Genomic DNA, 21,866 nt, shown 5'->3' on the forward strand with positions numbered 1-21,866 from the left:
ATACCTTACCTATAAGGAATTGAGACATTTGCACCCGCAAGCCTGCCATTGTTTGAGGCGACTGTTAATTGTTATACCTTACCTATAAGGAATTGAGACCTTGCCTGAGTAGTCTCCGTACCGTTTGAAGATCCGTCATTTTGTTATACCTTACCTATAAGGAATTGGTTGCTGCAACTGAAAAAACTTGCGGGAGCAAGTTTTTTGTGGTATATTGAAAGTGCTTTCTTGGGGAGATATTTGAATCGGAGGTTATTTATGTCTGAGAGTCAATCTGTATATAGTCACCATATCTTTGTCTTGCCCTTTGCGGCCAAGGGGCTGGAGTCTTTTCCGAAGTCTTCCAAGTGGAAGAAACTCAGCCAAGATGCTAATGAGCTTCCCTATCTAAACTTAGAAGATGCTGAAAAAAGTGAGCGATTAAAGTACGCTTATCGCCGATATTTTAATAAAGAAGCAGAGGAGCTGATTTTCCGCAACCCTGAACTGGTCACAAACTATGCTTATACTGGCTTAAAAAAAGGTGACGTGTATCGGATTTCTTATTATAATCAAATCGACAAACTTGAGTGTTATGACCTGACACTTGACTATATCATGCTTCGTTATTTTCCAAATTTAGAAGCAGGTTTCCTGATTTTCTCAATGGAAAATCGTCTCTATGAAAATTTGGAAGATATTAAAAACATCAACCAGTATGGTCGCCATCTCTATGCTCCTTTTTTGACTCCGTTGCTGTGTAGTTTAGTCTCACCAAATAATATTGAGCTGATTAAGAGTGAAAAAATTAACGAGCTTCCACAGCCGTCTGACTTGATTTCTTCCTACGGAATTATGTCGGCTCCGAAAGAAATCTTACAGGATTTCTTCGGCTTGCCTGAGGAAGCGATATTCCCAGAGGATATTTCGCAGTTTGAGTCTAAGCCTCATCTGGAGATCATCATTGATGACCGGATGTATGTGGTGAGCTACATGATGGTTCCTGATGTAAAGGACTTGATTTATAAAACGGCGAATTGGGCGAATTTTGATGATTCAAAGCAAAGTTTAGAGGAGATGAAGCTTCTTTATAGTATTTTATATGTTGATAAGGGAGATTCAACGTGTCTGAGTCGAGATATGCTAAAGACAGAGCTGGAAAAGCTCCTCTATACGAGGTGGTCAGCTGAGGGAAGTCTTTATATGGCCAGCCAGCATTCCATGATTTTTATGAGTGGTTCTGATTTTCCAGAATTTTTCCTCAAAGGCTACTTTTTGACGGAATATCTGGACTTGGCTTTGATCACGCTCAGTCAGAGGATTGGTATTTTGAAGTATTCCAAGGATGCGGGAGATAGGGTCAATGCTATAGTTTCTGATAAACTAAAGCTGCAGAAGGCTTACACGACCTTTAAAAATCAATACCTGCTTCCAGAGCTGTGCCCGCAGGAGCAAGCAGTGGAAATCTACGAATTGCTGCAAACCTCACTCTATATCGAGAAGCATATCAATCTCCTGGACAGTCAAATCAGAGAACTGCATGATATCAGCCAGACGGAAGCAAGTAATAAATTGAATGACAGAGTATTAGTACTAACCGTTTTAAGTATTGCGCTAGCAATTGTTCCGAATATCAAAGAACTGCAGGATAATTGTTTGACAATATGTAATCTGAGTCTGGCCTATTCATCTTGGCTTACCTTGCTCATTTCTCTTCTGACAATTGCTTTTATCTATTTCAAAAAGCGAAAATAAATGCACATTACCTTGATATGTGATATTCATCGCAAGCGCGTGGCTAAGGTTTTGAAAACTTGCCGAAAATACTTGGTTCATGTGCAAAAGTCGGTCTTTGAAGGGCATATTACTCCAGCCAAGCTGAGCGCTTTACAAAAAGAATTAGCCAATATTATAGAACCTCAGACAGATTCTGTACAGATTTATCAGTTGGAATCCCCAAAATACACCAAGAAGATCCAAATCGGTATGGTAGAATCCAATGACTTTATTCTTTAGGGATTAAAGTGATGTCATAGTCAGTCATTCAATCGCATGAAGTGTCCTCTCCATGCGATTTTTCTGATTTTATCTTTCAAAAAGTCGGTCGATCTTTTCGATATTTTGTATCTTTTTCAAAAGCTGTCAATCAAGCTGTTTATAAGCGTTAGGACAAAAAAGATCGACCGACCTTTTTCATTGAAATCTTGAAAAAAGCCCTATTTTTTGATACAATCAATCTAGAAACAGCGAAAATGCTGTTGTTATACCTTACCTATAAGGAATTGAGACTCTCCTGAATAAATCAGTACAACCGGCTTAGTTTCGTCGTCTTCCGTTCTACCTTACCTATAAGGAATTGAGACTATACACCATCAGCTTTTACACCCATCCAATAGGTTTTCGTTATACCTTACCTATAAGGAATTGTCCGTGTGTCTTTGTCTGTCTTCAAGGCACCAAAAAAGCGAGCAAATTCATGTCTGCTAGGAAGCATGAGAATTTGTTCGCCTTTTGTTTGGTAGGATTAGTTGAAATTTTTAGAAAACACAACATATAAATGTGAATAAAAGTTGTAGTAGAGTCCCTTACTTTTGTAAGAATTATCAAGAAAAACTCTCTTAGTAGGAGAGTTTTTTCCGTGTTTCAACCACAGATAGTATAGAGCTTAAGTTAGATGGCTGGTCAGTTTTTTGATACTTCATGATAGTGTTGCGAATATTTATTGGTCTATTGGGTTAAATTAAAAACATTATTTTCTATTTCATTTACCGAAAGCCACTGTAATACAGTGTCCTATCCTACTGTACTAGTCCTTTTTCTGCTTATCTATGGTATAATAGAAGGTAGATTTATCAATTGGAGTATGAAGGATTTTATGATTAAACTTGTAGCAACCGATATGGATGGAACCTTTCTAGACGGAGAGGGTCGGTTTGATATGGAACGCCTCAAAAACTTGCTTGTTTCCTACAAGGAAAAGGGAATTTATTTTGCAGTGGCTTCAGGTCGCGGTATCTTGTCGCTGAAAAAGCTGTTTGCGGATGTACGTGATGAAGTGATTTTTATAGCTGAAAATGGGAGCTATGTTGAGTTTCATGGAGAGGATATGTACGAGGCTACTATGTCTCGGGATTTTTACTTGAGCACTTTTGAAGCTTTAAAGAAATCACCCTATTTTGATGAAAGAAAAATGCTGCTGACTGGGAAAAAAGCTTGTTATGTATTGGACATTGTGGATGAGACTTATCTCATGTTTAGCCGTCACTACAATGAAAATATTCAAAAAGTAGCGAGTTTGGAAGATATCAAGGATGAGATTTTTAAATTCACCACTAACTTTACAGAAGATACGATAGAAGCTGGAGAGGCCTGGGTCAACGAAAACGTTTCTGGTGTGAAAGCCATGACAACAGGTTTTGAATCCATCGATATTGTCTTGGACTACGTTGATAAGGGTGTGGCTGTTGTTGAGTTATCCAAAAAACTGGAGCTTAGCATGGATCAGGTCATGGCGTTTGGAGATAATCTCAATGACCTTCACATGATGCAGGTTGTGGGTCACCCAATCGCTCCAGAAAATGCGCGACCAGAGATTTTAGAATTAGCAGAAGCAGTGATTGGCCACCATAAGGACCAGTCAGTGATGGCTTATATGGAGGGTTTGTAATGGCAGATATTAAATTGATTGCATTGGATTTGGATGGCACCTTGCTGACAACGGATAAAAAGTTGACAGATCGTACCAAGGCGGTCCTAAAAGCTGCGCGTGACCGTGGCATCAAGGTCGTGCTGACAACGGGTCGTCCTTTGAAAGCTATGGATTTCTTTCTCCATGAGCTAGGGACTGACGGTCAGGAGGATGAGTACACCATCACCTTTAATGGTGGTCTGGTACAGAAAAATACAGGAGAGATTCTTGATAAAACAGTCTTTTCTATCGACGACGTGGCACGATTGTACGAGGAAACTGAAAAACTCGGACTTCCGTTAGATGCTATTTCAGAAGGTACAGTCTATCAAATCCAGTCGGACCAAGAGAGTCTCTATGCTAAGTTCAACCCAGCCCTGACTTTCGTGCCTGTCGCTTTTGAAGATCTATCTAGTCAGATGACGTATAATAAATGTGTGACTGCTTTTGCCCAAGAACCTTTGGATGCAGCGATTCAACAGATTTCTCCAGATTTGTTTGACCAATATGAAATCTTCAAATCGCGTGAAATGTTATTGGAATGGTCACCGAAAAACGTCCACAAGGCAACAGGTTTAGCGAAATTAATTAAACACTTGGGAATCGATCAAAGTCAAGTCATGGCTTGTGGAGACGAGGCTAATGACCTTTCTATGATTGAGTGGGCAGGTCTGGGGGTTGCCATGCAAAATGCAGTTCCTGCGGTTAAGGCAGTTGCCAATGTCATTACCCCCATGACCAACGACGAAGAAGCCGTTGCTTGGGCTATCGAAGAATACGTGCTAAAGGAGAATTAGAATATGGGATTATTTAACCGTTTATTCGGGAAAAAAGAAGAGCCGAAAATCGAAGATATTGTAAAAGAAGCTCTGGAAAATCTTGATTTGTCAGAAGAGGTTGAACCAACCCAAACAGCTGTCAAAGAAACTTCTCAGGAAGAGACAGCAAGGGACAAAGTGGAAGAAACTCTTGCTCAAGAAGAACTTCCTCAGGTGTCTACAGAAGAAGTGATTGAGCCAGAAGCAGTTGAGGAAGGGGCTCAAGAAGAGGTTGAGCTAGAAGTTGATGAGACAGAGCAAAGCCAAGAGCGTGAAGAAGTTTTAGAAGAAGCGAACCAAGAATCTCTAGAAACTGGAGAAGAACTAGCGTCTGAAGTAGTAGAAGAATATCCTCGAGTTGAAGAAACCATTCAGGAAAAATATGATCGCAGTCTCAAGAAAACGCGTACGGGATTTGGAGCACGCTTGAATGCCTTCTTTGCTAACTTTCGCTCTGTCGATGAAGACTTTTTTGAAGAATTAGAAGAACTGCTCATCATGAGTGACGTCGGTGTGCAGGTCGCTTCGAACCTAACAGAAGAGCTTCGCTATGAAGCCAAATTAGAAAACGCTAAGAAGCCTGATGCACTTCGCCGTGTCATTATCGAAAAATTGGTTGAGCTCTATGAGAAGGATGGCAACTACGATGAAAGTATCCACTTCCAAGATGGTTTGACAGTCATGCTCTTTGTTGGTGTTAACGGTGTTGGGAAGACAACTTCTATCGGGAAATTAGCTCATCGTTACAAGCAAGCTGGCAAAAAAGTCATGCTAGTAGCAGCAGATACCTTCCGTGCTGGAGCTGTTGCCCAGCTAGCAGAGTGGGGCCGTCGTGTTGATGTTCCTGTTGTGACGGGCCCTGAAAAGGCTGATCCAGCAAGTGTGGTCTTTGATGGGATGGAACGTGCTGTAGCAGAAGGAATTGATATTCTCATGATTGATACAGCAGGTCGTCTGCAAAACAAGGACAACCTCATGGCAGAGTTGGAAAAGATTGGTCGTATTATCAAACGTGTGCTTCCAGAAGCACCACATGAAACCTTCCTAGCACTCGATGCTTCAACTGGACAAAATGCTTTGGTACAAGCCAAAGAATTCTCAAAAATCACCCCTGTTACCGGTATTGTATTGACTAAGATTGATGGAACTGCCCGTGGTGGCGTCGTTCTGGCAATTCGAGAAGAACTTAATATCCCTGTAAAATTGATCGGTTTCGGTGAAAAAATCGATGATATTGGTGAATTTAACTCAGAAAACTTTATGAAGGGTCTCTTAGAAGGCTTGATTTAATACAAAATAAATATCCTGCAAAATTGACTTGCAGGATATTTTTGCTATTCTAAACGGCCATCTTCACGATAGGCGATATCTGGTTGCCAGGTCCATTTGGCTCCATACTTTTCAAGTAAGTCAAAGCTAGCTTGTGGTCCCATGCTTCCAGCTTTATAATCGTAGAGTGGAGCTCCATTTTCAGCCCAGAGTTCTTCGATACGGTCAATCAATTTCCAGGAAGCACTCACCTCATCCCAGTGACTGAAATTGGTTGAGTTGTTGTTCAAGACATCGTAGATTAATTTCTCGTATGGATCTGGTGAAGCTCCAGTAGCAGTAGCATCTGTACGGTAATCCAGAGAGCTTGGTGCCAAGTTAAATTCTTCACCGACTTGTTTACCATTGAGGCTGAGAGAGAATCCTTCAGTTGGCTGGATATAGATGGTCAAAATGTTTGGAGCAAGTGGTTCGCCAAAGATAGAGTCCATTTGCTTAAAGACGATATTGACATGAGTGCCTTTTTCAGTCAGACGTTTCCCTGTACGGAAGAAGAAGGGAACACCACGAAAGCGGTCGCTGTCTACAAAGAAAGCACCAGATGCAAAGGTTTCTGTTGTAGACTCAGGGTTAACGTTTGGCTCGCTACGGTAGGAAATGTATTTCTTACCATCGATCTTTCCAGAACGGTATTGCCCACGGATAAAGTGTTCTTTTAATTCTTCTTCGCTTGGTTGGTGAAGGTTTTTAAATACCTTAATCTTCTCAGCGCGAATCTCATCCTTTGTAAAGCTAGCTGGCTTGTCCATGGCTAGAAGAGATAAAAGCTGGAGAGTGTGGTTTTGAACCATGTCACGGAGGGCACCAGATTCATCATAGTAGCCACCACGTTCCTCAACACCCAAGCGCTCAGCAAAGGTAATCTGCACATTATCAATGTGCTCACGGTTCCAAACATTTTCAAAGATCATATTGGCAAAACGAACCGCAAAGATACTTTGAATCATTTCTTTCCCCAAGTAATGGTCGATACGGTAGATCTGTTCTTCATCAAATGTTGCTAGAAGATCTTCGTTGAGTTTACTTGCAGTTTCATAGTCTGTACCAAAAGGTTTCTCAACAATTAAGCGCTCAAAACCTTTGCCGTCAACGATGTTTTCAGACTTGAGGTGTTTGGCAATGGTACCAAAGAATTGAGGAGCCATTGATAGGAAGAAGAGTTTGTTGTGGTCCGTTTGGTATTTCTCATCAAGCTCAGCCTGTAATTCACGTAAAGCGATGTAGTTATCAGTATCATTGACATCATGGCTTTGATAGTAGAAGTGGCTAGCAAATTCCTGGGCTTGCTCGGTACTATCTGCCAAATCAAGGATGGACTCGACAACTACAGATTCAAAATATTCCTTACTCCAAGGTCTACGAGCTGTTCCGATAACTGCAAAATGCTCAGAGAGATTGCCTGATTTATAGAGTCTGAAAAGGGAAGGGTAGAGTTTGCGTTTAGCTAAATCTCCACTCGCACCGAAAATTGTAACAATAACCTTTGATGACATCTAGCTACCTAATTTCTATATTTTTTCCTAGTTGGACTAGGGATGAGATTTCCTCATTGTCATAGTTTTTATTTTATCATAATTTTCAAAAAAATCAAAAAATCCAATACGTAATTAAAAAACTGTAAGGAGAATCTTACAGTTTTGTTTTATACGTTTAAGACCTTGTCCAAGAACTCTTTTAGACGAGGGTGTTGCGGGTTGTCGAAGATTTGATCTGGAGTTCCATCTTCAAGGAATTCTCCATCAGCCGTAAAGATAACACGATTGGCAACCTGACGAGCAAATCCCATCTCGTGGGTTACGATGATCATGGTCATACCTTGCTCGGCCAATTCCTTCATAACGTTCAATACATCTCCAACCATCTCGGGGTCGAGAGCAGAAGTTGGTTCGTCAAAGAGCATGATGTCAGGATTCATGGCTAGGCCACGTGCGATAGCCACACGTTGTTTTTGACCACCTGAGAGGCTATCTGGGTTGGCATTCGCTTTATCTGCTAGTCCAACCTTTTCAAGCAACTCCATCCCTAATTTTTCAGCTTCTTCTTTGGTCATCCGTTTGTGTTCAATAGGTGCAAAAGTGATATTTTCTAGGACGGACATATGAGGGAAGAGGTTGAAGTGCTGGAAAACCATTCCGACGTTTTCACGGACATGGTCGACATTGGTTGACTTTTCAGTCAAATCATAACCATTCACTGTGATGTGGCCACTCGTTACCTCCTCGAGAAGGTTAAGGCTACGGAGGAAAGTGGATTTACCAGAACCAGAAGGACCGATGATACAAACAACATCTCCTTCATAGAATTTAGTCGTAATGCCTTTTAAAACTTCATTTTTTCCATAATACTTATGCAAATCATTTACATCAATTTTTAGTTTTGCCATTAACGAATCCTCTTTTCTAAGCATTTCGCTAGTCTAGTCAAAAGCGTGATAATTACAAGATAGAAGATAGCAAGGATTGCATACATCTTGAAACTTTGGTAGTTACGGGCGATGATAATCTTACCAGTTTGGAATAGTTCCACCAGACCGATAGCAGATACAATAGTTGTATCTTTCAAAGCGATAACAAACTGGTTGACGAAGTTTGGAAGCATTAGCTTAGTTGCTTGTGGCAAGATAATCTTACGCATGGTTTTTCCATAAGAGATACCAAGACTGCGGCTGGCTTCCATTTGTCCAACTGGAACGGCTTGAATCCCACCACGAACGATTTCAGCGATATAAGCAGCAGCATTGAGCGAAAGGGCAATGGTACCAGCTACAAAGTCGTTAATTGGACTTTGTTGGCCCGTAATTGATTCGATGAAGTTTGGAATACCCCAGAAGATGAAGGCTGCAAGAATCATCAATGGAATTCCTCGAATAACGTCAACGAAAATCTCAGAGATCAGACGAAGTGATTTGTATGGACTAACGCTGAACATACCAAAGATAATCCCAATCACGATTGCAATCGCAAACGAAATAAGGGCTAGAGCGAGAGTGATTCCAAGCCCGCTAAGGAATTGTTTGTAGTTGTTTTGGAGTAAGCCCCAGATAGTGGTTTCGTCAACTGTACTTGTAGAAGCAGTTGTTGCTCCACTTGCTAGATACTTGTCAAGAATCTTTTGAAATTCTCCATTAGCCTTGAGGTTTGCAAGTCCGTTATTGAACATCTGGATCAATTCTGGATTTGTACCTTTTTTAACGGCAAAGGCTGTTTCACCGATTGGAGTTCCAGCGATTGGCGTTTTCAACTTTTGACCTTGGCTGATAGAATATTTGAGAACAGGCTCGTCATCCATCACGGCATCGATAGCCCCAGTATTGAGACTATCGTACATTGATGAACCATCAGCAAAGGTTTTAATTTTGTAGCCGTATTTGCTTTGATTTTCAGTAAGGAATGTTTGAGAAGCCGTCCCGTTTTTAACACCAACTGTCTTATCCTTGAGGTCTTCATAAGAAGCGATAGTACTTGATTCTTTGACACCGAGAATGGTATTAGCAGTGTAGTAGGAATCTGAGAAGTCAAACGTTGCTTTACGAGCGTCCGTCACAGACATTCCAGCGATGATACCATCAGCTTGTCCGGCCTGAACAGCACTGATCGCTGCATCAAAGCCTGGGTTAGTAATCTCAATTTCAAAACCTTGATCTTTGGCAATAGCCTTGATCAAGTCCATATCAATACCAGTGTACTCGTTGCTTGAATTTTGAAATACGAAGGGAGCAAAAGATGAATCACTGGCAATAACATACTTAGATTTAACTGTGTCAGCTTTTACTACTCCTAGTGAGAAAATGGGAAATAAAATTAGCAAAAACGCTATGATTTTTTTCTTCATTTTAAGTCTCCTTTCCGAATATTTTCCCATTATATCAGAAAATATTCCAGAAGGCAAATTTTACAGACTTTTATGTTAGAAAATATAACATAAAAGCCCTTTATTTCTTTCTTGAATTGCCACTACAAAGTGCTATAATAATAGCATATAATAGAAGAAATGAGGGTAGGAACATGAAGAATAAAAGAATATTTAAAGACTTCCAATCTTCCCAAATGAGTTTAAATATTTACACAAGTCCTTTGTTAGCCTTTGTTTTTGTCTTTATAGGAGAGTTTGTTGCATATACTTTGTATGGTATTAGCTTGTTAGCTCTCATCGGACTTGCTAGAAATTTTGGAGAGGCTGGTCAAAATCTTGCAACTTACTTGCAAACCTTGCAGCAGAGCTTGACGGATAAAACAAGTGACTTTCGTTTAATTTTAGCATTGCTGTCCTTTGGTTTTATTCTCAACACTGTGTTCAGATGGACTAAAAAAGTTGAGAAAAGATCTATTAGAACCTTGGGATTTTATAGAGAAAATTTCCTTAGCAGTCTTCTGAAAGGATTTGGCCTAGGTTTGGCACTTTTTCTTCTGACCTTGTTAGGTTTGGTGGTCTTGGGGCAATATCGTTTGGAATCCATTCGCTTGAATCCTTATTCGCTTACTTTTGTCGTCTTTACTATCCCCTTTTGGATTTTACAGGGGACAGCAGAAGAAGTGGTGTCCCGTGCTTGGCTTCTTCCACAATTGGCCTCAAGAACCAATCTAAAACTTGCTGTTGTCATATCTAGCATATTCTTTACCCTGCTTCATGTGGGAAATTCTGGTCTAATACCTCTATCTCTAGTGAATCTCTTCTTATTCGGAGTTGCCATGGCTCTTTACCTTCTCAAAACTGATACAGTTTGGGGGGTTGCAGGTATTCATGGAGCTTGGAATTTTGCTCAGGGCAATATTTTTGGCATTTTAGTTAGCGGTCAACCGTCAGGAACGTCTCTGATGACCTTTTTACCACAAGGCGATCAAGGCTGGCTATCAGGAGGCTCTTTTGGGATTGAAGGTTCTATCATGACAAGTTTAGTCTTGTTACTTCTGATTGTCTATCTCGCTAATCAATTAAAGAAAGAAAATGAAAGGATGTGACTTAGGTCCGTCCTTTTCTTCGTGAAAATGCTATAAGTATGCTAAAATAGGAATAGCACATGGAGAGAGGATTCTTATGATCAATCGAATTACAGATAATAAATTTAAACTAGTATCAAAATACGAACCTTCAGGAGATCAACCCCAGGCAATTGAGCAGTTGGTTGATAATATCGAGGGTGGAGAAAAGGCTCAGATTCTGATGGGGGCGACGGGTACAGGGAAGACCTATACCATGAGTCAGGTCATTTCCAAAGTCAATAAGCCAACTTTGGTCATTGCGCATAACAAAACCCTAGCTGGTCAGCTCTACGGAGAGTTCAAGGAATTTTTCCCTGAAAATGCTGTTGAGTACTTTGTGTCTTATTATGATTATTACCAACCCGAGGCTTATGTTCCTTCGAGCGATACCTATATTGAAAAGGACAGTTCTGTTAATGACGAGATTGACAAGCTCCGCCACTCAGCGACTTCAGCCCTTCTGGAGCGTAATGATGTCATCGTTGTGGCTTCTGTCTCTTGTATCTATGGTTTAGGTTCGCCTAAGGAATACTCTGATAGCGTGGTTAGTCTCCGTCCAGGTCTTGAGATTTCTCGTGATAAACTCTTGAATGACTTGGTTGATATCCAGTTTGAACGTAATGATATTGATTTTCAACGCGGAAGATTTCGTGTACGTGGGGATGTGGTAGAGATTTTCCCAGCTTCACGTGATGAACACGCTTTTCGAGTAGAGTTTTTCGGGGATGAGATTGACCGTATCCGTGAGGTTGAGGCTTTGACAGGTCAGGTATTGGGAGAAGTGGATCATTTGGCGATTTTCCCCGCCACTCACTTTGTGACCAATGACGACCACATGGAAGTTGCTATTGCCAAGATTCAGGCGGAGTTGGAGGAGCAGTTAGCTGTTTTTGAAAAGGAAGGCAAACTGCTAGAAGCCCAGCGTTTGAAACAGCGGACAGAGTATGATATTGAGATGTTACGTGAGATGGGTTATACAAATGGGGTTGAGAACTACTCTCGTCACATGGATGGTCGTAGCGAAGGAGAGCCTCCTTATACGCTTCTCGACTTCTTCCCAGATGATTTCTTGATCATGATTGATGAAAGTCACATGACCATGGGGCAGATCAAGGGCATGTACAATGGAGACCGTTCGCGTAAGGAAATGTTAGTAAATTATGGTTTTCGTTTGCCGTCTGCCTTGGACAATCGTCCTCTCCGTCGGGAGGAGTTTGAAAGCCATGTGCATCAGATTGTTTACGTTTCAGCGACACCTGGTGACTATGAAAATGAACAGACCGAGACAGTGATTGAACAAATCATTCGTCCAACAGGACTATTGGATCCAGAGGTGGAAGTCCGTCCGACTATGGGACAGATTGATGACCTCCTAGGTGAAATCAATGCCCGTGTTGAAAAGAATGAACGAACCTTTATCACAACCTTGACCAAGAAGATGGCAGAAGACTTGACCGACTACTTCAAAGAAATGGGCATCAAAGTCAAGTACATGCACTCGGATATCAAGACCTTGGAGCGGACGGAGATTATCCGTGACCTGCGCTTGGGTGTTTTTGATGTCTTGGTCGGAATCAACCTGCTCCGTGAAGGGATTGACGTTCCTGAGGTAAGCTTGGTTGCTATTCTAGATGCTGACAAGGAAGGTTTCCTTCGTAACGAACGTGGCCTCATCCAGACCATTGGTCGTGCTGCCCGTAATAGCGAAGGGCATGTCATCATGTATGCGGACACGATGACTCAGTCTATGCAACGTGCTATCGATGAAACGGCCCGCCGTCGGAAAATCCAGATGGCTTATAATGAAGAGCATGGTATCGTACCTCAGACAATCAAGAAAGAAATCCGTGACCTTATTGCCGTAACTAAGGCAGTTGCCAAGGAAGAGGACAAGGAAGTTGATATCAATAGTCTCAACAAACAAGAACGCAAAGAACTCGTCAAGAAACTCGAAAAACAAATGCAAGAAGCCGTCGAAGTGCTTGACTTTGAACTCGCAGCTCAGATTCGTGATATGATTCTGGAAGTGAAGGCGCTAAACTGATAAAAAGTATAAAGAAATAGAAATATATAGAAAGACATAATATGACAGCAAAAAAAACTAAACACATAGGCATTGAATGTTGTAGAATTTTAGCTATGTTGATGATTTGCAATTTACATGTTTTGGGTATGGGTGGAATTTTAGAAAAAGTTGATAGTCAAAAAAGATCTTTACTATATTTTTGCCAATTTTTTAGAAGCTTTCTCATATTCAGCTGTAAATATTTATATTTTAATCAGTGGGTATGTCGGTCTTTATTCACAATTTAGTTATAAAAAAAATGTTTAGTTTTTGGGTACAGATCATTTTCTATACTATTTCAGTTACTTTTGTATTTGCTATTTTTTCAAAATCATCTGTCAACTTAAGTGATTGGTTTTCAGCTTTAACTCCAATAAGTCATGGACAGTATTGGTATATGAGTTGCTATTTTGGTTTAGTCTTAATAGCACCATTTTTGAATCAAGCAGTGCTGACATTGAAAAAAGAACAATTGCTTCCAATTGTTAGTGGAGCATTTATATACTTTTCTGTCATACCCACAGTATTTAAACAAGATATTCTGGGCTTGTGGGGTGGATATAGTGTATTATGGATGATCCTCTTGTACACTTTGGGAGCAATAATTAGAAAATCAAATTACGAAAGTCGTTTTCAAATACGTAATGTTAGTGGATTCATTTTATTTCTAACTAGTTTAACTTTTATATTATGCTGGCTTGGTTTTAAACAGTGGAGAAGTTATATTTCTCCGACGGTCACACTGCAAGGAATAGCAATATTTTTACTCTTCTTGAATATTAAAAATCTTCCCTTAACTTTTAAGAAACTCGTTCTTTTAGTATCTCCACTAACTTTGGGTGTTTATCTGTTTCATGTACATCCTCTTATTTTTAGAAGAATTATACCAACCATCCATACTTTAGTTGAAGAACAAGAATTTTCCATGTTTGTCATTATTATTCTAGTTATGACACTGATCCTGTTTTTTTCTGGTGCTATCATTGAGTATTTTAGAAATAAATTAATGGCGTATATTCTTACTTTAATCAAGAGTTTTAAAAATCTTAAACAAACTTAAAACTTTATTGTCTTATTAAAAATAGGAGCAAGAGGCACTAAAATATACACTGTATTGAGAACTTAAGGTTTACTGAGATTATACGTGACCTTATTGCTGTGACCAAGGCAGTTTCTAAAGAAGAGGACAAGGAAGTCGATATCAATAACCTCAAAAACTAAAGCATAAAGAACTCGTCAAGAAACTGGAAAAACAAATGCAAGAAGCCGTCGAAGTGCTTGATTTTGAACTAGCAACTCAGATACGTGGTATGATGCTAGAAGTCAAAGTGTTGGATTAGATAGGAGAAAATGAATGAAAATTTTAGTCATCAATGGACATCCTGACAAGGGAAGTTTCTGTCAAGAAATTTTTCGAACGATTGTAGGAAATATTAACTCAAATCGCCATGAGCTTGAATCTATTAACCTAAATGAGATAGATTTTGATCCTGTATTACGATATGGTTATCGAAAACGTATGGAAGAGGACTCTTTCATACTTCGCTCTCAAGAATTAATCCAGTGGGCAGATCATTTCATTTTTGTTTATCCAATTTGGTGGAGTAGTATGCCTAGTCTATTGAAAGGTTGGATTGACCGTGTTTTTACACCAGGAATTGCATACTCTGCCAATAATCAGGGAAACTTCATCTGGAACTACTTGAGAGGCAATCAGTTCAAAAAGTTATTAAAAGGCAAAACAGCTAGTATTTACGCAACCTCCATGGCACCAACATGGTGGTACAAAGTATTTTCAGGTCCTATCAACATTCCAGACAGTTATGGAATATCAGTATTAAAGAATGCTGTCCTGAATCACTGTGGCATTAAAACAAAGAAGGTTTCAATTTTAGGTGAGTTAGGGCGTGAGGTGAATACAAATTCTATAAGACAAAAATATCTGCAAAAAGTTGCTGAGGAAGTCAAGGCGTTGGATTAAGGATAAGAAAATAAATGACGGTTATTATCAAATCAATGGAAACTCCTGAAGAGATAGAAGGTAAATCCCTCGTTCACTGGCAAACGTGGAGAGAGGCTTATGACGACCTTTTGCCTGCAGAATTTCAGGAGACAATGACATTAGAAAGATGTCGATTCTTTAGTCAAAAATATCCAGAAAATACATTGATTGCGATGGACGGCATGAAGGTAGTTGGTTTTATCAGTTATGGAAACTTTCGTAATGAGACTATTCAAGCTGGTGAAATTATCTCCTTATATGTTTTAAAAGACTATTATGGAAAAGGTATTGCTCAGAAGTTAATGACGGAAGCTCTGACTACTCTTGAACATTTCTCTGAAATATTCTTATGGGTATTAAAAGAAAATAAGCGAGCCATTGCTTTTTATCAAAAAATGGGTTTTACTGTTGATGGCCAAGAAAAAATACTTGAACTTGGAAAGCCTATCATTGAAATTAGAATGGTATTTAAGAGTTCAACAAAATCAGAGAGTTAAATGCAAGGACAGTTGTGATTGGTTTTCAGATTGCACAATGAACAAATGATTACGTTTTAGAATATATTTTTAAATAGGGAGAAGTTATTGTGAAAGTAAAAGAGACGAAGTATAAGAAGTCATCGGGGCTAGATTCTCATAAATTAGTAGGGTTCTGTCTTATATTTAGTTTGGTATTAGTGATAGGATTTGGTGTTAATCAAATTTTTAATATCTTACCAATTCCATTGCCCTACAAGGAAATCAATTATAGTTTTCCCTTGTATCTGAATCTTTTTTGTCTAGTTTATAGGGTATTTGACTATTTGTTTCTAGACTCGTCTAGAACAAAGGTGACCCTAAAAAGATTTATTGAATTATTTATCTATCTTAATAGTATCGGTTTAATTGTACATCTTTTTATAGGGGTTAGTGGGAAAAACAGTAAAGGTATTCTGCCTTCCCTCTTATCCTTAGATTACCGCTACATCTGGTTTCCGATTTCAACTTACCTGTTCTTTTTCTCCCTTGCTGGCTTAACCGTTCTATTGCAGAATCATATGGAAAAAATGAGGAATATACCATGATGAAACATTTAACTTTTTTAGAATGGTCTATCTGATTTTACTAGCATTTGTCCTTATCGATTTTGCCTTTCAATATTTGGTTTATCATTCACCCCCATTCTTCGGGACAGTTGGCTTTTCCTTTTAATTTTTACTCTGTTTATTCACTTTTGGAGACCTTTGGTAATTCTTGATCTTCTTTTTGGGATAGTTGGAATACAATTTATTCCTATAGTATTTAATACAGGGCTCTTTTTACCAGTTATTTTGGTTATGGCGCATAATATTTGTGATTATTTTAAGAACCGATATCATCTCTTAGAAGGAATCCGTAGCGCTTTTTGTAGTTTCTATATCTGGTTATTTGTAATTGTCGTTTTCGCCTTTACTCCAAATCCTCCTGTTCCAATCACTATTGATTATGAAGTTCAGGAACAAGAAATCGTCATTCAAAAAGGATATTTGCTTCATGAAGTATATTATTACGATGAACGAATAAATCCCTTCATTATGAAATCTAAAATCAAGTACGAAAAAGTCATTTAATATAGAAAGAGAGTCCTATGTCCTGTTCCAAATTAATGATTTTAGGAAGTATATCGTATTAAGCGCGAAAGATAATGGCAGATATGATTTATTTGTATACATCAATCTGGCTCCTTTGAAATACTCAAAAGTTATTCTAGGGCCAAAGGTTACGGATGCAGACTATATTGCTCCTTATTTCAAACTTGCCAATCCTGATATAGAGATAGAAAGTTCGAAAATTTCTTATCGTTGAGTTGAGAAAAAATTAAAGCTTCAAAGAAATTATAATCTTTTTATTAATAAGGAGAATCTAGTAATGAAAAGAAAGTTACTTTTAATTTTTTGTATTATAAATATTGTCCCTTTATTCTTTATTCTACGTTTTGCCTTCCTTATCTTTACAACAACTTATGATATTTTTCCTGAAGCAAATCAATCGGAGGTAGAGACAGCAGTAAGGAGAACCCTTGATTTGTATGGTTTTAAAGGAGATATGAAGGTTACGAAGTTTTCTAGAGATAAATGGACTTCTGAAAAATACAAAATTGAATACGATTATAGTGAAGAGGTTGATGGAAGTAGAGTCACTGTGAGTCATGCCTTGTTTTATCGTCCAAAGTCCTCAAAATACAATCCCTAAAAGACTGATGAAGAACTAGCCTATGATGGGACTACGAGAACCATGTTACAAGAATTTTCAGACATGGCTCATAAACTACTCAACCAGCATCCTGTCAGTGTTTCTAATAAAGAGAAGGTAGAGAATTTTTTTAAGCAATATGAAAATCCAAATCTAGAATATGTGAATAGTTACTGGAGTATCGATACTGAATCTGAAAATATCCAAGACTATTATGCCCTCATTGAAAAGAATCGTAAGGAAAGGAAAGCTTTTCAAGGTTTGTATGATCTTCCTATTGATGAATTCTTGGAAAAAGGAATTATTAAAGGAAGTGTTAGATATAAAGATACTGTTTTAGAAGAGGGTGAGAAAGATTATTTTGATAGTGAAGGCGGACTGACAGGATTTATTTCAAATGGGATAGATAATGCCGAGTTGCCAGATGCCTTTTATGAGGTTTCTTACTACTATGGTGCTAAAGGATATCGTTCGGGCAGTAGTGTCCCTTTAAAGGTTCAAAATCATAAGATGCTCTATTATGGAAGTAATTTTAACTAAAAATTTTATATGTAATTATTTGTGTTAAAATAATAGACGAGATAATTTAAAAGTGATAGATATTAGTCATTAGTTAGTAGTTTGAATTTAAAGGAGAAATTAATAGTGAAAGATTCGAGTATTTTTAACAAGCTCATTTATACTATCCTATATTCTTTACTGATAGCATTTGTTATTGTTCATGTCATATTATGGTCATTTGGTTTATCATTTACTCCGATTATTTGGAATATTTGGCTCTTTCTTCTAATTTTTACTCTATTTATTCGCTTTTTGAGGTCCTTTGCAATTCTTGATCTTCTATTTGGGATATTTGGACTGAAATTTATTCCCATAGCGTGGAATACAAAGCTTTTTGTTCCAATTATCCTCTCTATTTCGCATATTTTTATTTACTTTTTAAAGGGGAAATATCGCTTCCTTGAAGGAGTGCGCAGTGCGATTTGTAGTTTTTATATTTGGTTATTTGTAATTGTCGTCTTCGCTTTTATTCCAAATCCTCCTGTTCCAATCACTATTGATTATGAAGTTAGAGGACAAGAAATTGTCATAACAAGAGGATATTTGCTTCATGATGTATACTATTATCATGAGCTGATCAATCCCTTCATCATGAAATCTGATATTAAGTCTGAAAAAGTTATATAACAACTTAGAAAGTGAGTAAATTTATGTCCCGCTCCCAATTAACGATTTTAACAAACATTTGTCTGATTGAAGACCTCGAAACTCAGCGCGTGGTTATGCAGTATCGCTCTCCTGAAGAGAATCGCTGGTCTGGTTATGCCTTTCCTGGAGGCCATGTAGAAAATGGAGAGTCTTTCGCAGAGTCTGTCATTCGTGAAATCTATGAAGAAACAGGATTGACTATCCAAAATCCTCAACTTGTCGGCATTAAAAATTGGCCACTAGATACAGGTGAGCGCTACATCGTCGTTTGCTATAAGGCGACAGAGTTTACTGGAAATCTCCAATCCTCAGAAGAAGGAGAAGTATCTTGGGTGCAAAAAGACCAGATTCCAAACTTGGATCTGGCCTATGATATGCTACCCTTGATGGAAATGATGGAAGCACCTGACAAATCAGAGTTCTTCTATCGTCACCGTACAGAGGACGGCTGGGAGAAAGAAATTTTCTAGTCTTTTACTAAATAACCTAACTGATCCAAGGCCTCCTCGATATAGTGGAGGTCTTGTTGTGTTTCAGCTTCAACAAGGTGGTAATGAATGCCGTCTGTCAATTCAGAAAGTGGTCTAAAGTCAGAATTCTCGACTTGTTCCAGAAAATGCTGGACATCTCGGCGACAGGTGAGTTTGAGCAGAGTTTCAATTTCACCATAAACGGGATGATCAATTAAAATATTTTGAACGCGTCCGCCATTATCTACAATAGCTAGAAGTTCCTGCCCGATTTCTTCCAGTTCATGTTTCACTTTAAAGAGTTTGTGAACGTAGGGACTGGCGTTATTTTCTTTGTAGATATAACCACGATTGGTGGATAGGATAGGAGCCCCATCTGCTCGGAGAATAGCGATATCCTGTACAATGACTTGGCGCGTAACATGAAAGTGTTCAGCCAAGGTTTGACCATTGAGAGCTTTTGGCGCCTCTTTTAATAGTTTGAGAAGAGCTTGTTTGCGATCCTTTGTCATAGTTTTTCCTTTTAGCGACGTTTTCGAAGCACTTTATAGACAGCTAGTGCTAATGTATAGTCTACCATACTGTGGATAATTGTGCCAAATCCAACTAGGACAAAGAGAACATAAAACATATTTTCAACGTTAGTCCCTGAAGTGGCATAGAAGATGATACAAGCCAGTACTTCAGCGATAGCATGAACAACACCCAAAACAAAGTTAAAAATCCAAGATGCCTTTGGTTTATCCAAGGTTTCAGGGAATTTTTTTAAGTAAAATGCTCCCAAAATACCAAAAACGATGTGAGAAAAGGCGCGCAGGACGATAACCATGGGATAGCCTGCCATCAGGAAGCCAAGACTAGAAGCGATGATCACAAAACCAGCCATCAAAGGTGATAGGAACATGGCGATAAAGATGGCGATATGACTTCCCAAGGTATAAGAAGCGGGTGGGATGACGATTTTAAAAGGCATAATGATTGGAATCAAAATCGCGATTGCAGTGAGTAGGGCAGTCATCGTCATAAACTGCGTTTTTTTCCGTATATCCATAAGAACCTCCATTTAACTGTATATACACAAGTATAGTACAATAAATAGATAGACATGTCAAGAATTTATTTTGATTTTATTGAAAATTTTCAAAAGTATAGGTGATAGATTCAAAGGATTTTCATATATTTTCAAAATTTTGAACTAATGACTCCCTGGTAAATAACCATTTATGAATAGAAGATGAGCCTTTACTGGTGAAAACTAAAACTCCACCTTCAAGGCTGAAAGTGGAATTATGTTTATTTCTTCAAGGTTTCGAGACGTGGGACAATTGCTACAGTTAGGATGGCTGAGATGAGGAGTTCAGCGATTGAGTTTGTAGAGATGACAGTTGCTAGGAGTTTTTGGATATTGCCATCGAAGACATTTCCAAAAAGGAAGAATATCCCCCCGAGGACAAAGACGGTGTTGGTAAGGGAACCGAGAGCACCAGCAATGATGAGGCCTGTTCTGTTTTTCAATAATTTATAAACTAGGTAAGGAGTCAGACCAATCAAAATACGAGGTAGGATGGCAATCATTGCTGAATAGATGTTTCCGTTTGGTACAAAAGGTGAGAATAGGTAGCTGGTTGGAAGGATTGTAATCGTGTTAACCGTCAAGCTGAGTAGCCCCATCAAAAAACCGAGTGTAACACCAACTCGTGGGCCATAGATGATACTAGCAATGATTACTGGAATATGAACGATAGTTGGTTTGATTGGAAATGGGAAAAGATTAAATAGGAGAGAGCTCAAAAAGTGGATAACGAGCATAACTGCAAAAAAGATAGCAATTGGAGCAATGTTAGAGCGTTTGTTCATCGAGGGTTTCCTTTATTCTTTCTAAAATAGTATTCAGGTCAGCTAGGGCGCCTTTGCCGTGATCGCCACAGGCTAGTAGAGATTCCTTTGGAGAGATAATCTGATAACCATAGGTCTCTAATGTTTTTAGATTAGCCTGAGTTGCCGGATGGTCATACATTTTTGTGTTCATGGCTGGTGCGACTAACTTTTTGACATGGTCTGGCAGGGCAAGAGCTATACTCGTAACCATGTTATCCGCAAAACCATGTGCTAGTTTGGCAATGGTATTAGCGGTAGCAGGGACGACGATAAAAAGGTCGGTTTCTTTGCCTCTTTCAATATGATTGACTTGATCAGGATAGGGTTCCTGCATGACATCAAGGTGAACAGGATTTTGTGAGAGTACCTGTAGTGTCAAAGGCTGGATAAACTCTCTCGCCGCCTCGGTCATTAAGACAGTGACATTATGGCCTTGTTTTTTTAAAGAACTGACGAGATCAGCTGCTTTATAGGAGGCGATGGAACCTGTCACTGCGATTAGAATGTTTGCCATGGCTTTCCTTTCTAAGAATCGTATGCTTGAATTTTTTCAAGGAGGAGGCTTGCAATTTCCTCTTTGGTTTGAACAGTTTGAAGATGCTCTTTCTCAACAAAGATTGCCCGATGCTGATTTGCTGAAATTTGAGTAAGGTCATTTGCAATGATCAAGTCTGCTCGGTTCTTGATAAGACTCTGTCTAGCAATTTCTATGAGATAATCCTCAGAGACATCAACTAGCAGTTTGAAACCAATCAGATGAATAGCTGGATTCCATTTCTTGACTAGAGAGATGATTTTAGGTGTTTTTTTCAGGAATAAAACCTGAACCTCATCAGTTGAAGAAATCTTAGCCTGATGGTTCTGCTTGCTTAAAAATTCTTCTAGATTGGAGCTAGCTTGTACCTCCTCCAACCCCGTCATATAAATAGGAGTGTAGTCGGACACAGCCATCGAATGAATCAAGACCTGATAATTTTGAACACAATCCTTCATTTCCAGAAGAAGATCATTGGTGTTCTTAATTTCTCGAATGGTTAAATGGGGATGAGCTTCTGGCTTCACAGCTCGTTTTGTCGTTATCAAACAAACTTCGTGTCCCGCAGCAAGCAAGGTTTCTGTGATGATTTTCCCCAGGCGACCTGTGGAATGGTTCGTAATAGAGCGGACGCTATCAATAGCTTCACTCGTACCGCCCGACGTAACTAAAATTTTCATAGGACTATTGTACACAAAAATAAA

General features: G+C 38.9%; 23 protein-coding genes, 2 pseudogenes and 1 CRISPR repeat array (1 of these 26 running past the window's edge). Of the genes and pseudogenes, 17 read left to right on the forward strand and 8 right to left on the reverse strand.

Annotation, left to right across the window (positions count from 1 at the left end):
* Positions 1-171: direct repeats of the CRISPR family, unit length 25 nt; unit sequence TACCTTACCTATAAGGAATTGAGAC; it begins 982 nt to the left of the window's first position.
* Positions 172-258: 87 nt separating this feature from the next.
* From HMPREF9965_RS08840 to ftsY, 5 genes are all read left to right on the forward strand, one after another.
* Entirely contained in the window at positions 259-1,734 is a 1,476-nt protein-coding gene (locus HMPREF9965_RS08840; RefSeq protein WP_000004548.1) for a hypothetical protein, read from the forward strand.
* Complete coding sequence (cas2, locus tag HMPREF9965_RS08845) at positions 1,735-1,995, forward strand: CRISPR-associated endonuclease Cas2 (RefSeq protein ID WP_000548280.1); 261 nt, start codon at positions 1,735-1,737, stop codon at positions 1,993-1,995.
* 859 nt (positions 1,996-2,854) lie between these two features.
* Positions 2,855-3,646 (forward strand): Cof-type HAD-IIB family hydrolase, encoded by a 792-nt coding sequence (locus tag HMPREF9965_RS08850; protein WP_004243746.1) that lies wholly within the window; start codon positions 2,855-2,857, stop codon positions 3,644-3,646.
* Positions 3,646-4,464 carry a Cof-type HAD-IIB family hydrolase gene (locus HMPREF9965_RS08855; RefSeq protein ID WP_000763418.1) on the forward strand — a complete coding sequence of 273 codons (819 nt, stop codon included), beginning with the start codon at positions 3,646-3,648 and terminating at the stop codon, positions 4,462-4,464. Before HMPREF9965_RS08850 ends, HMPREF9965_RS08855 begins: the two co-directional genes overlap by 1 nt.
* Before the next feature lie 3 nt (positions 4,465-4,467).
* A complete protein-coding gene (gene ftsY, locus HMPREF9965_RS08860) occupies positions 4,468-5,775 on the forward strand; it encodes a signal recognition particle-docking protein FtsY (RefSeq protein WP_000522444.1) in 1,308 nt (435 codons plus the stop codon).
* A 44-nt stretch (positions 5,776-5,819) separates the two neighbouring features.
* On the opposite strand, the gene zwf is transcribed toward ftsY, so the two are convergent.
* From zwf to HMPREF9965_RS08875, 3 genes are all read right to left on the reverse strand, one after another.
* A complete protein-coding gene (zwf, locus tag HMPREF9965_RS08865) occupies positions 5,820-7,307 on the reverse strand; it encodes a glucose-6-phosphate dehydrogenase (RefSeq protein ID WP_000096097.1) in 1,488 nt (495 codons plus the stop codon).
* A gap of 149 nt (positions 7,308-7,456) precedes the next feature.
* Positions 7,457-8,197, reverse strand: coding sequence for an amino acid ABC transporter ATP-binding protein (locus tag HMPREF9965_RS08870; protein ID WP_001096337.1), 741 nt, complete (start codon positions 8,195-8,197; stop codon positions 7,457-7,459).
* Positions 8,197-9,645: an amino acid ABC transporter substrate-binding protein/permease gene (locus tag HMPREF9965_RS08875; protein WP_000726814.1), complete on the reverse strand. Its 1,449-nt coding sequence runs from the start codon at positions 9,643-9,645 to the stop codon at positions 8,197-8,199. Before HMPREF9965_RS08875 ends, HMPREF9965_RS08870 begins: the two co-directional genes overlap by 1 nt.
* A 173-nt stretch (positions 9,646-9,818) precedes the next feature.
* Between HMPREF9965_RS08875 and HMPREF9965_RS08880 the strand changes: the two genes are divergently transcribed.
* The 12 genes and pseudogenes from HMPREF9965_RS08880 (at position 9,819) to HMPREF9965_RS08925 (ending at position 18,749) form a co-directional block, all read left to right on the forward strand.
* Positions 9,819-10,772 carry a CPBP family intramembrane glutamic endopeptidase gene (locus tag HMPREF9965_RS08880; RefSeq protein ID WP_000792131.1) on the forward strand — a complete coding sequence of 318 codons (954 nt, stop codon included), beginning with the start codon at positions 9,819-9,821 and terminating at the stop codon, positions 10,770-10,772.
* Between the two features lie 76 nt (positions 10,773-10,848).
* Entirely contained in the window at positions 10,849-12,837 is a 1,989-nt protein-coding gene (gene uvrB, locus HMPREF9965_RS08885; protein ID WP_000610403.1) for an excinuclease ABC subunit UvrB, read from the forward strand.
* Positions 12,838-13,117: 280 nt separating this feature from the next.
* Positions 13,118-13,918, forward strand: a complete 801-nt coding sequence (locus tag HMPREF9965_RS08890; protein WP_255264849.1) for an acyltransferase family protein — start codon at positions 13,118-13,120, stop codon at positions 13,916-13,918.
* Between the two features lie 80 nt (positions 13,919-13,998).
* Positions 13,999-14,198: pseudogene (locus HMPREF9965_RS13485) on the forward strand (UvrB/UvrC motif-containing protein); the annotation flags it as partial.
* A 14-nt stretch (positions 14,199-14,212) separates the two neighbouring features.
* Positions 14,213-14,839, forward strand: a complete 627-nt coding sequence (locus tag HMPREF9965_RS08900) for an NAD(P)H-dependent oxidoreductase (RefSeq protein WP_000699280.1) — start codon at positions 14,213-14,215, stop codon at positions 14,837-14,839.
* 14 nt (positions 14,840-14,853) lie between these two features.
* Positions 14,854-15,357, forward strand: a complete 504-nt coding sequence (locus tag HMPREF9965_RS08905) for a GNAT family N-acetyltransferase (RefSeq protein WP_000216013.1) — start codon at positions 14,854-14,856, stop codon at positions 15,355-15,357.
* Positions 15,358-16,175: 818 nt separating this feature from the next.
* Positions 16,176-16,448, forward strand: a complete 273-nt coding sequence (locus HMPREF9965_RS13375) for a hypothetical protein (protein WP_243701294.1) — start codon at positions 16,176-16,178, stop codon at positions 16,446-16,448.
* Between the two features lie 31 nt (positions 16,449-16,479).
* Positions 16,480-16,683: pseudogene (locus HMPREF9965_RS13380) on the forward strand (hypothetical protein); the annotation flags it as partial.
* Between the two features lie 63 nt (positions 16,684-16,746).
* Positions 16,747-17,070: a hypothetical protein gene (locus tag HMPREF9965_RS13385; protein ID WP_000823709.1), complete on the forward strand. Its 324-nt coding sequence runs from the start codon at positions 16,747-16,749 to the stop codon at positions 17,068-17,070.
* Positions 17,071-17,112: 42 nt separating this feature from the next.
* Positions 17,113-17,610: a hypothetical protein gene (locus HMPREF9965_RS13390; RefSeq protein WP_000938758.1), complete on the forward strand. Its 498-nt coding sequence runs from the start codon at positions 17,113-17,115 to the stop codon at positions 17,608-17,610.
* A gap of 105 nt (positions 17,611-17,715) precedes the next feature.
* Positions 17,716-18,258 carry a hypothetical protein gene (locus HMPREF9965_RS08920; protein ID WP_000655357.1) on the forward strand — a complete coding sequence of 181 codons (543 nt, stop codon included), beginning with the start codon at positions 17,716-17,718 and terminating at the stop codon, positions 18,256-18,258.
* Between the two features lie 23 nt (positions 18,259-18,281).
* Entirely contained in the window at positions 18,282-18,749 is a 468-nt protein-coding gene (locus HMPREF9965_RS08925) for an 8-oxo-dGTP diphosphatase (RefSeq protein ID WP_000091547.1), read from the forward strand.
* Here HMPREF9965_RS08925 and HMPREF9965_RS08930 read toward each other — a convergent pair.
* From HMPREF9965_RS08930 to coaB, 5 genes are all read right to left on the reverse strand, one after another.
* Positions 18,746-19,261 (reverse strand): transcription repressor NadR, encoded by a 516-nt coding sequence (locus HMPREF9965_RS08930; RefSeq protein WP_000159163.1) that lies wholly within the window; start codon positions 19,259-19,261, stop codon positions 18,746-18,748. The two genes, HMPREF9965_RS08925 and HMPREF9965_RS08930, sit on opposite strands and share 4 nt — an antisense overlap.
* Positions 19,262-19,272: 11 nt before the next feature.
* On the reverse strand, positions 19,273-19,800 hold the full coding sequence (locus tag HMPREF9965_RS08935; RefSeq protein ID WP_000354638.1) for an ECF transporter S component: 528 nt from the start codon (positions 19,798-19,800) through the stop codon (positions 19,273-19,275).
* Between the two features lie 242 nt (positions 19,801-20,042).
* The gene (locus HMPREF9965_RS08940; RefSeq protein ID WP_001042725.1) at positions 20,043-20,606 is read right to left on the reverse strand and encodes an ECF transporter S component; all 564 of its coding nucleotides are present in this window, start codon (positions 20,604-20,606) and stop codon (positions 20,043-20,045) included.
* Positions 20,590-21,141 carry a phosphopantothenoylcysteine decarboxylase gene (gene coaC / locus HMPREF9965_RS08945; RefSeq protein WP_001274053.1) on the reverse strand — a complete coding sequence of 184 codons (552 nt, stop codon included), beginning with the start codon at positions 21,139-21,141 and terminating at the stop codon, positions 20,590-20,592. Before coaC ends, HMPREF9965_RS08940 begins: the two co-directional genes overlap by 17 nt.
* 11 nt (positions 21,142-21,152) lie before the next feature.
* The gene (coaB, locus tag HMPREF9965_RS08950) at positions 21,153-21,842 is read right to left on the reverse strand and encodes a phosphopantothenate--cysteine ligase (RefSeq protein WP_000699518.1); all 690 of its coding nucleotides are present in this window, start codon (positions 21,840-21,842) and stop codon (positions 21,153-21,155) included.
* Positions 21,843-21,866: the final 24 nt, after the last annotated feature.

This window comes from Streptococcus mitis bv. 2 str. SK95 (assembly GCF_000222705.1).
Lineage (GTDB): Bacteria > Bacillota > Bacilli > Lactobacillales > Streptococcaceae > Streptococcus > Streptococcus mitis_AY.

What these genes read in the sequence shown, in the direction of transcription:
- HMPREF9965_RS08840 (WP_000004548.1), top strand. Translation starts at nt 259, where the DNA reads ATGTCTGAGAGTCAATCTGTATATAGTCACCATATCTTTGTCTTGCCC.
- cas2 (WP_000548280.1), top strand. Translation starts at nt 1,735, where the DNA reads ATGCACATTACCTTGATATGTGATATTCATCGCAAGCGCGTGGCTAAG.
- HMPREF9965_RS08850 (WP_004243746.1), top strand. Translation starts at nt 2,855, where the DNA reads ATGATTAAACTTGTAGCAACCGATATGGATGGAACCTTTCTAGACGGA.
- HMPREF9965_RS08855 (WP_000763418.1), top strand. Translation starts at nt 3,646, where the DNA reads ATGGCAGATATTAAATTGATTGCATTGGATTTGGATGGCACCTTGCTG.
- ftsY (WP_000522444.1), top strand. Translation starts at nt 4,468, where the DNA reads ATGGGATTATTTAACCGTTTATTCGGGAAAAAAGAAGAGCCGAAAATC.
- zwf (WP_000096097.1), bottom strand. Translation starts at nt 7,307, where the DNA reads ATGTCATCAAAGGTTATTGTTACAATTTTCGGTGCGAGTGGAGATTTA.
- HMPREF9965_RS08870 (WP_001096337.1), bottom strand. Translation starts at nt 8,197, where the DNA reads ATGGCAAAACTAAAAATTGATGTAAATGATTTGCATAAGTATTATGGA.
- HMPREF9965_RS08875 (WP_000726814.1), bottom strand. Translation starts at nt 9,645, where the DNA reads ATGAAGAAAAAAATCATAGCGTTTTTGCTAATTTTATTTCCCATTTTC.
- HMPREF9965_RS08880 (WP_000792131.1), top strand. Translation starts at nt 9,819, where the DNA reads ATGAAGAATAAAAGAATATTTAAAGACTTCCAATCTTCCCAAATGAGT.
- uvrB (WP_000610403.1), top strand. Translation starts at nt 10,849, where the DNA reads ATGATCAATCGAATTACAGATAATAAATTTAAACTAGTATCAAAATAC.
- HMPREF9965_RS08890 (WP_255264849.1), top strand. Translation starts at nt 13,118, where the DNA reads ATGTTTAGTTTTTGGGTACAGATCATTTTCTATACTATTTCAGTTACT.
- HMPREF9965_RS08900 (WP_000699280.1), top strand. Translation starts at nt 14,213, where the DNA reads ATGAAAATTTTAGTCATCAATGGACATCCTGACAAGGGAAGTTTCTGT.
- HMPREF9965_RS08905 (WP_000216013.1), top strand. Translation starts at nt 14,854, where the DNA reads ATGACGGTTATTATCAAATCAATGGAAACTCCTGAAGAGATAGAAGGT.
- HMPREF9965_RS13375 (WP_243701294.1), top strand. Translation starts at nt 16,176, where the DNA reads ATGGCGCATAATATTTGTGATTATTTTAAGAACCGATATCATCTCTTA.
- HMPREF9965_RS13385 (WP_000823709.1), top strand. Translation starts at nt 16,747, where the DNA reads ATGAAAAGAAAGTTACTTTTAATTTTTTGTATTATAAATATTGTCCCT.
- HMPREF9965_RS13390 (WP_000938758.1), top strand. Translation starts at nt 17,113, where the DNA reads ATGTTACAAGAATTTTCAGACATGGCTCATAAACTACTCAACCAGCAT.
- HMPREF9965_RS08925 (WP_000091547.1), top strand. Translation starts at nt 18,282, where the DNA reads ATGTCCCGCTCCCAATTAACGATTTTAACAAACATTTGTCTGATTGAA.
- HMPREF9965_RS08930 (WP_000159163.1), bottom strand. Translation starts at nt 19,261, where the DNA reads ATGACAAAGGATCGCAAACAAGCTCTTCTCAAACTATTAAAAGAGGCG.
- HMPREF9965_RS08935 (WP_000354638.1), bottom strand. Translation starts at nt 19,800, where the DNA reads ATGGATATACGGAAAAAAACGCAGTTTATGACGATGACTGCCCTACTC.
- HMPREF9965_RS08940 (WP_001042725.1), bottom strand. Translation starts at nt 20,606, where the DNA reads ATGAACAAACGCTCTAACATTGCTCCAATTGCTATCTTTTTTGCAGTT.
- coaC (WP_001274053.1), bottom strand. Translation starts at nt 21,141, where the DNA reads ATGGCAAACATTCTAATCGCAGTGACAGGTTCCATCGCCTCCTATAAA.
- coaB (WP_000699518.1), bottom strand. Translation starts at nt 21,842, where the DNA reads ATGAAAATTTTAGTTACGTCGGGCGGTACGAGTGAAGCTATTGATAGC.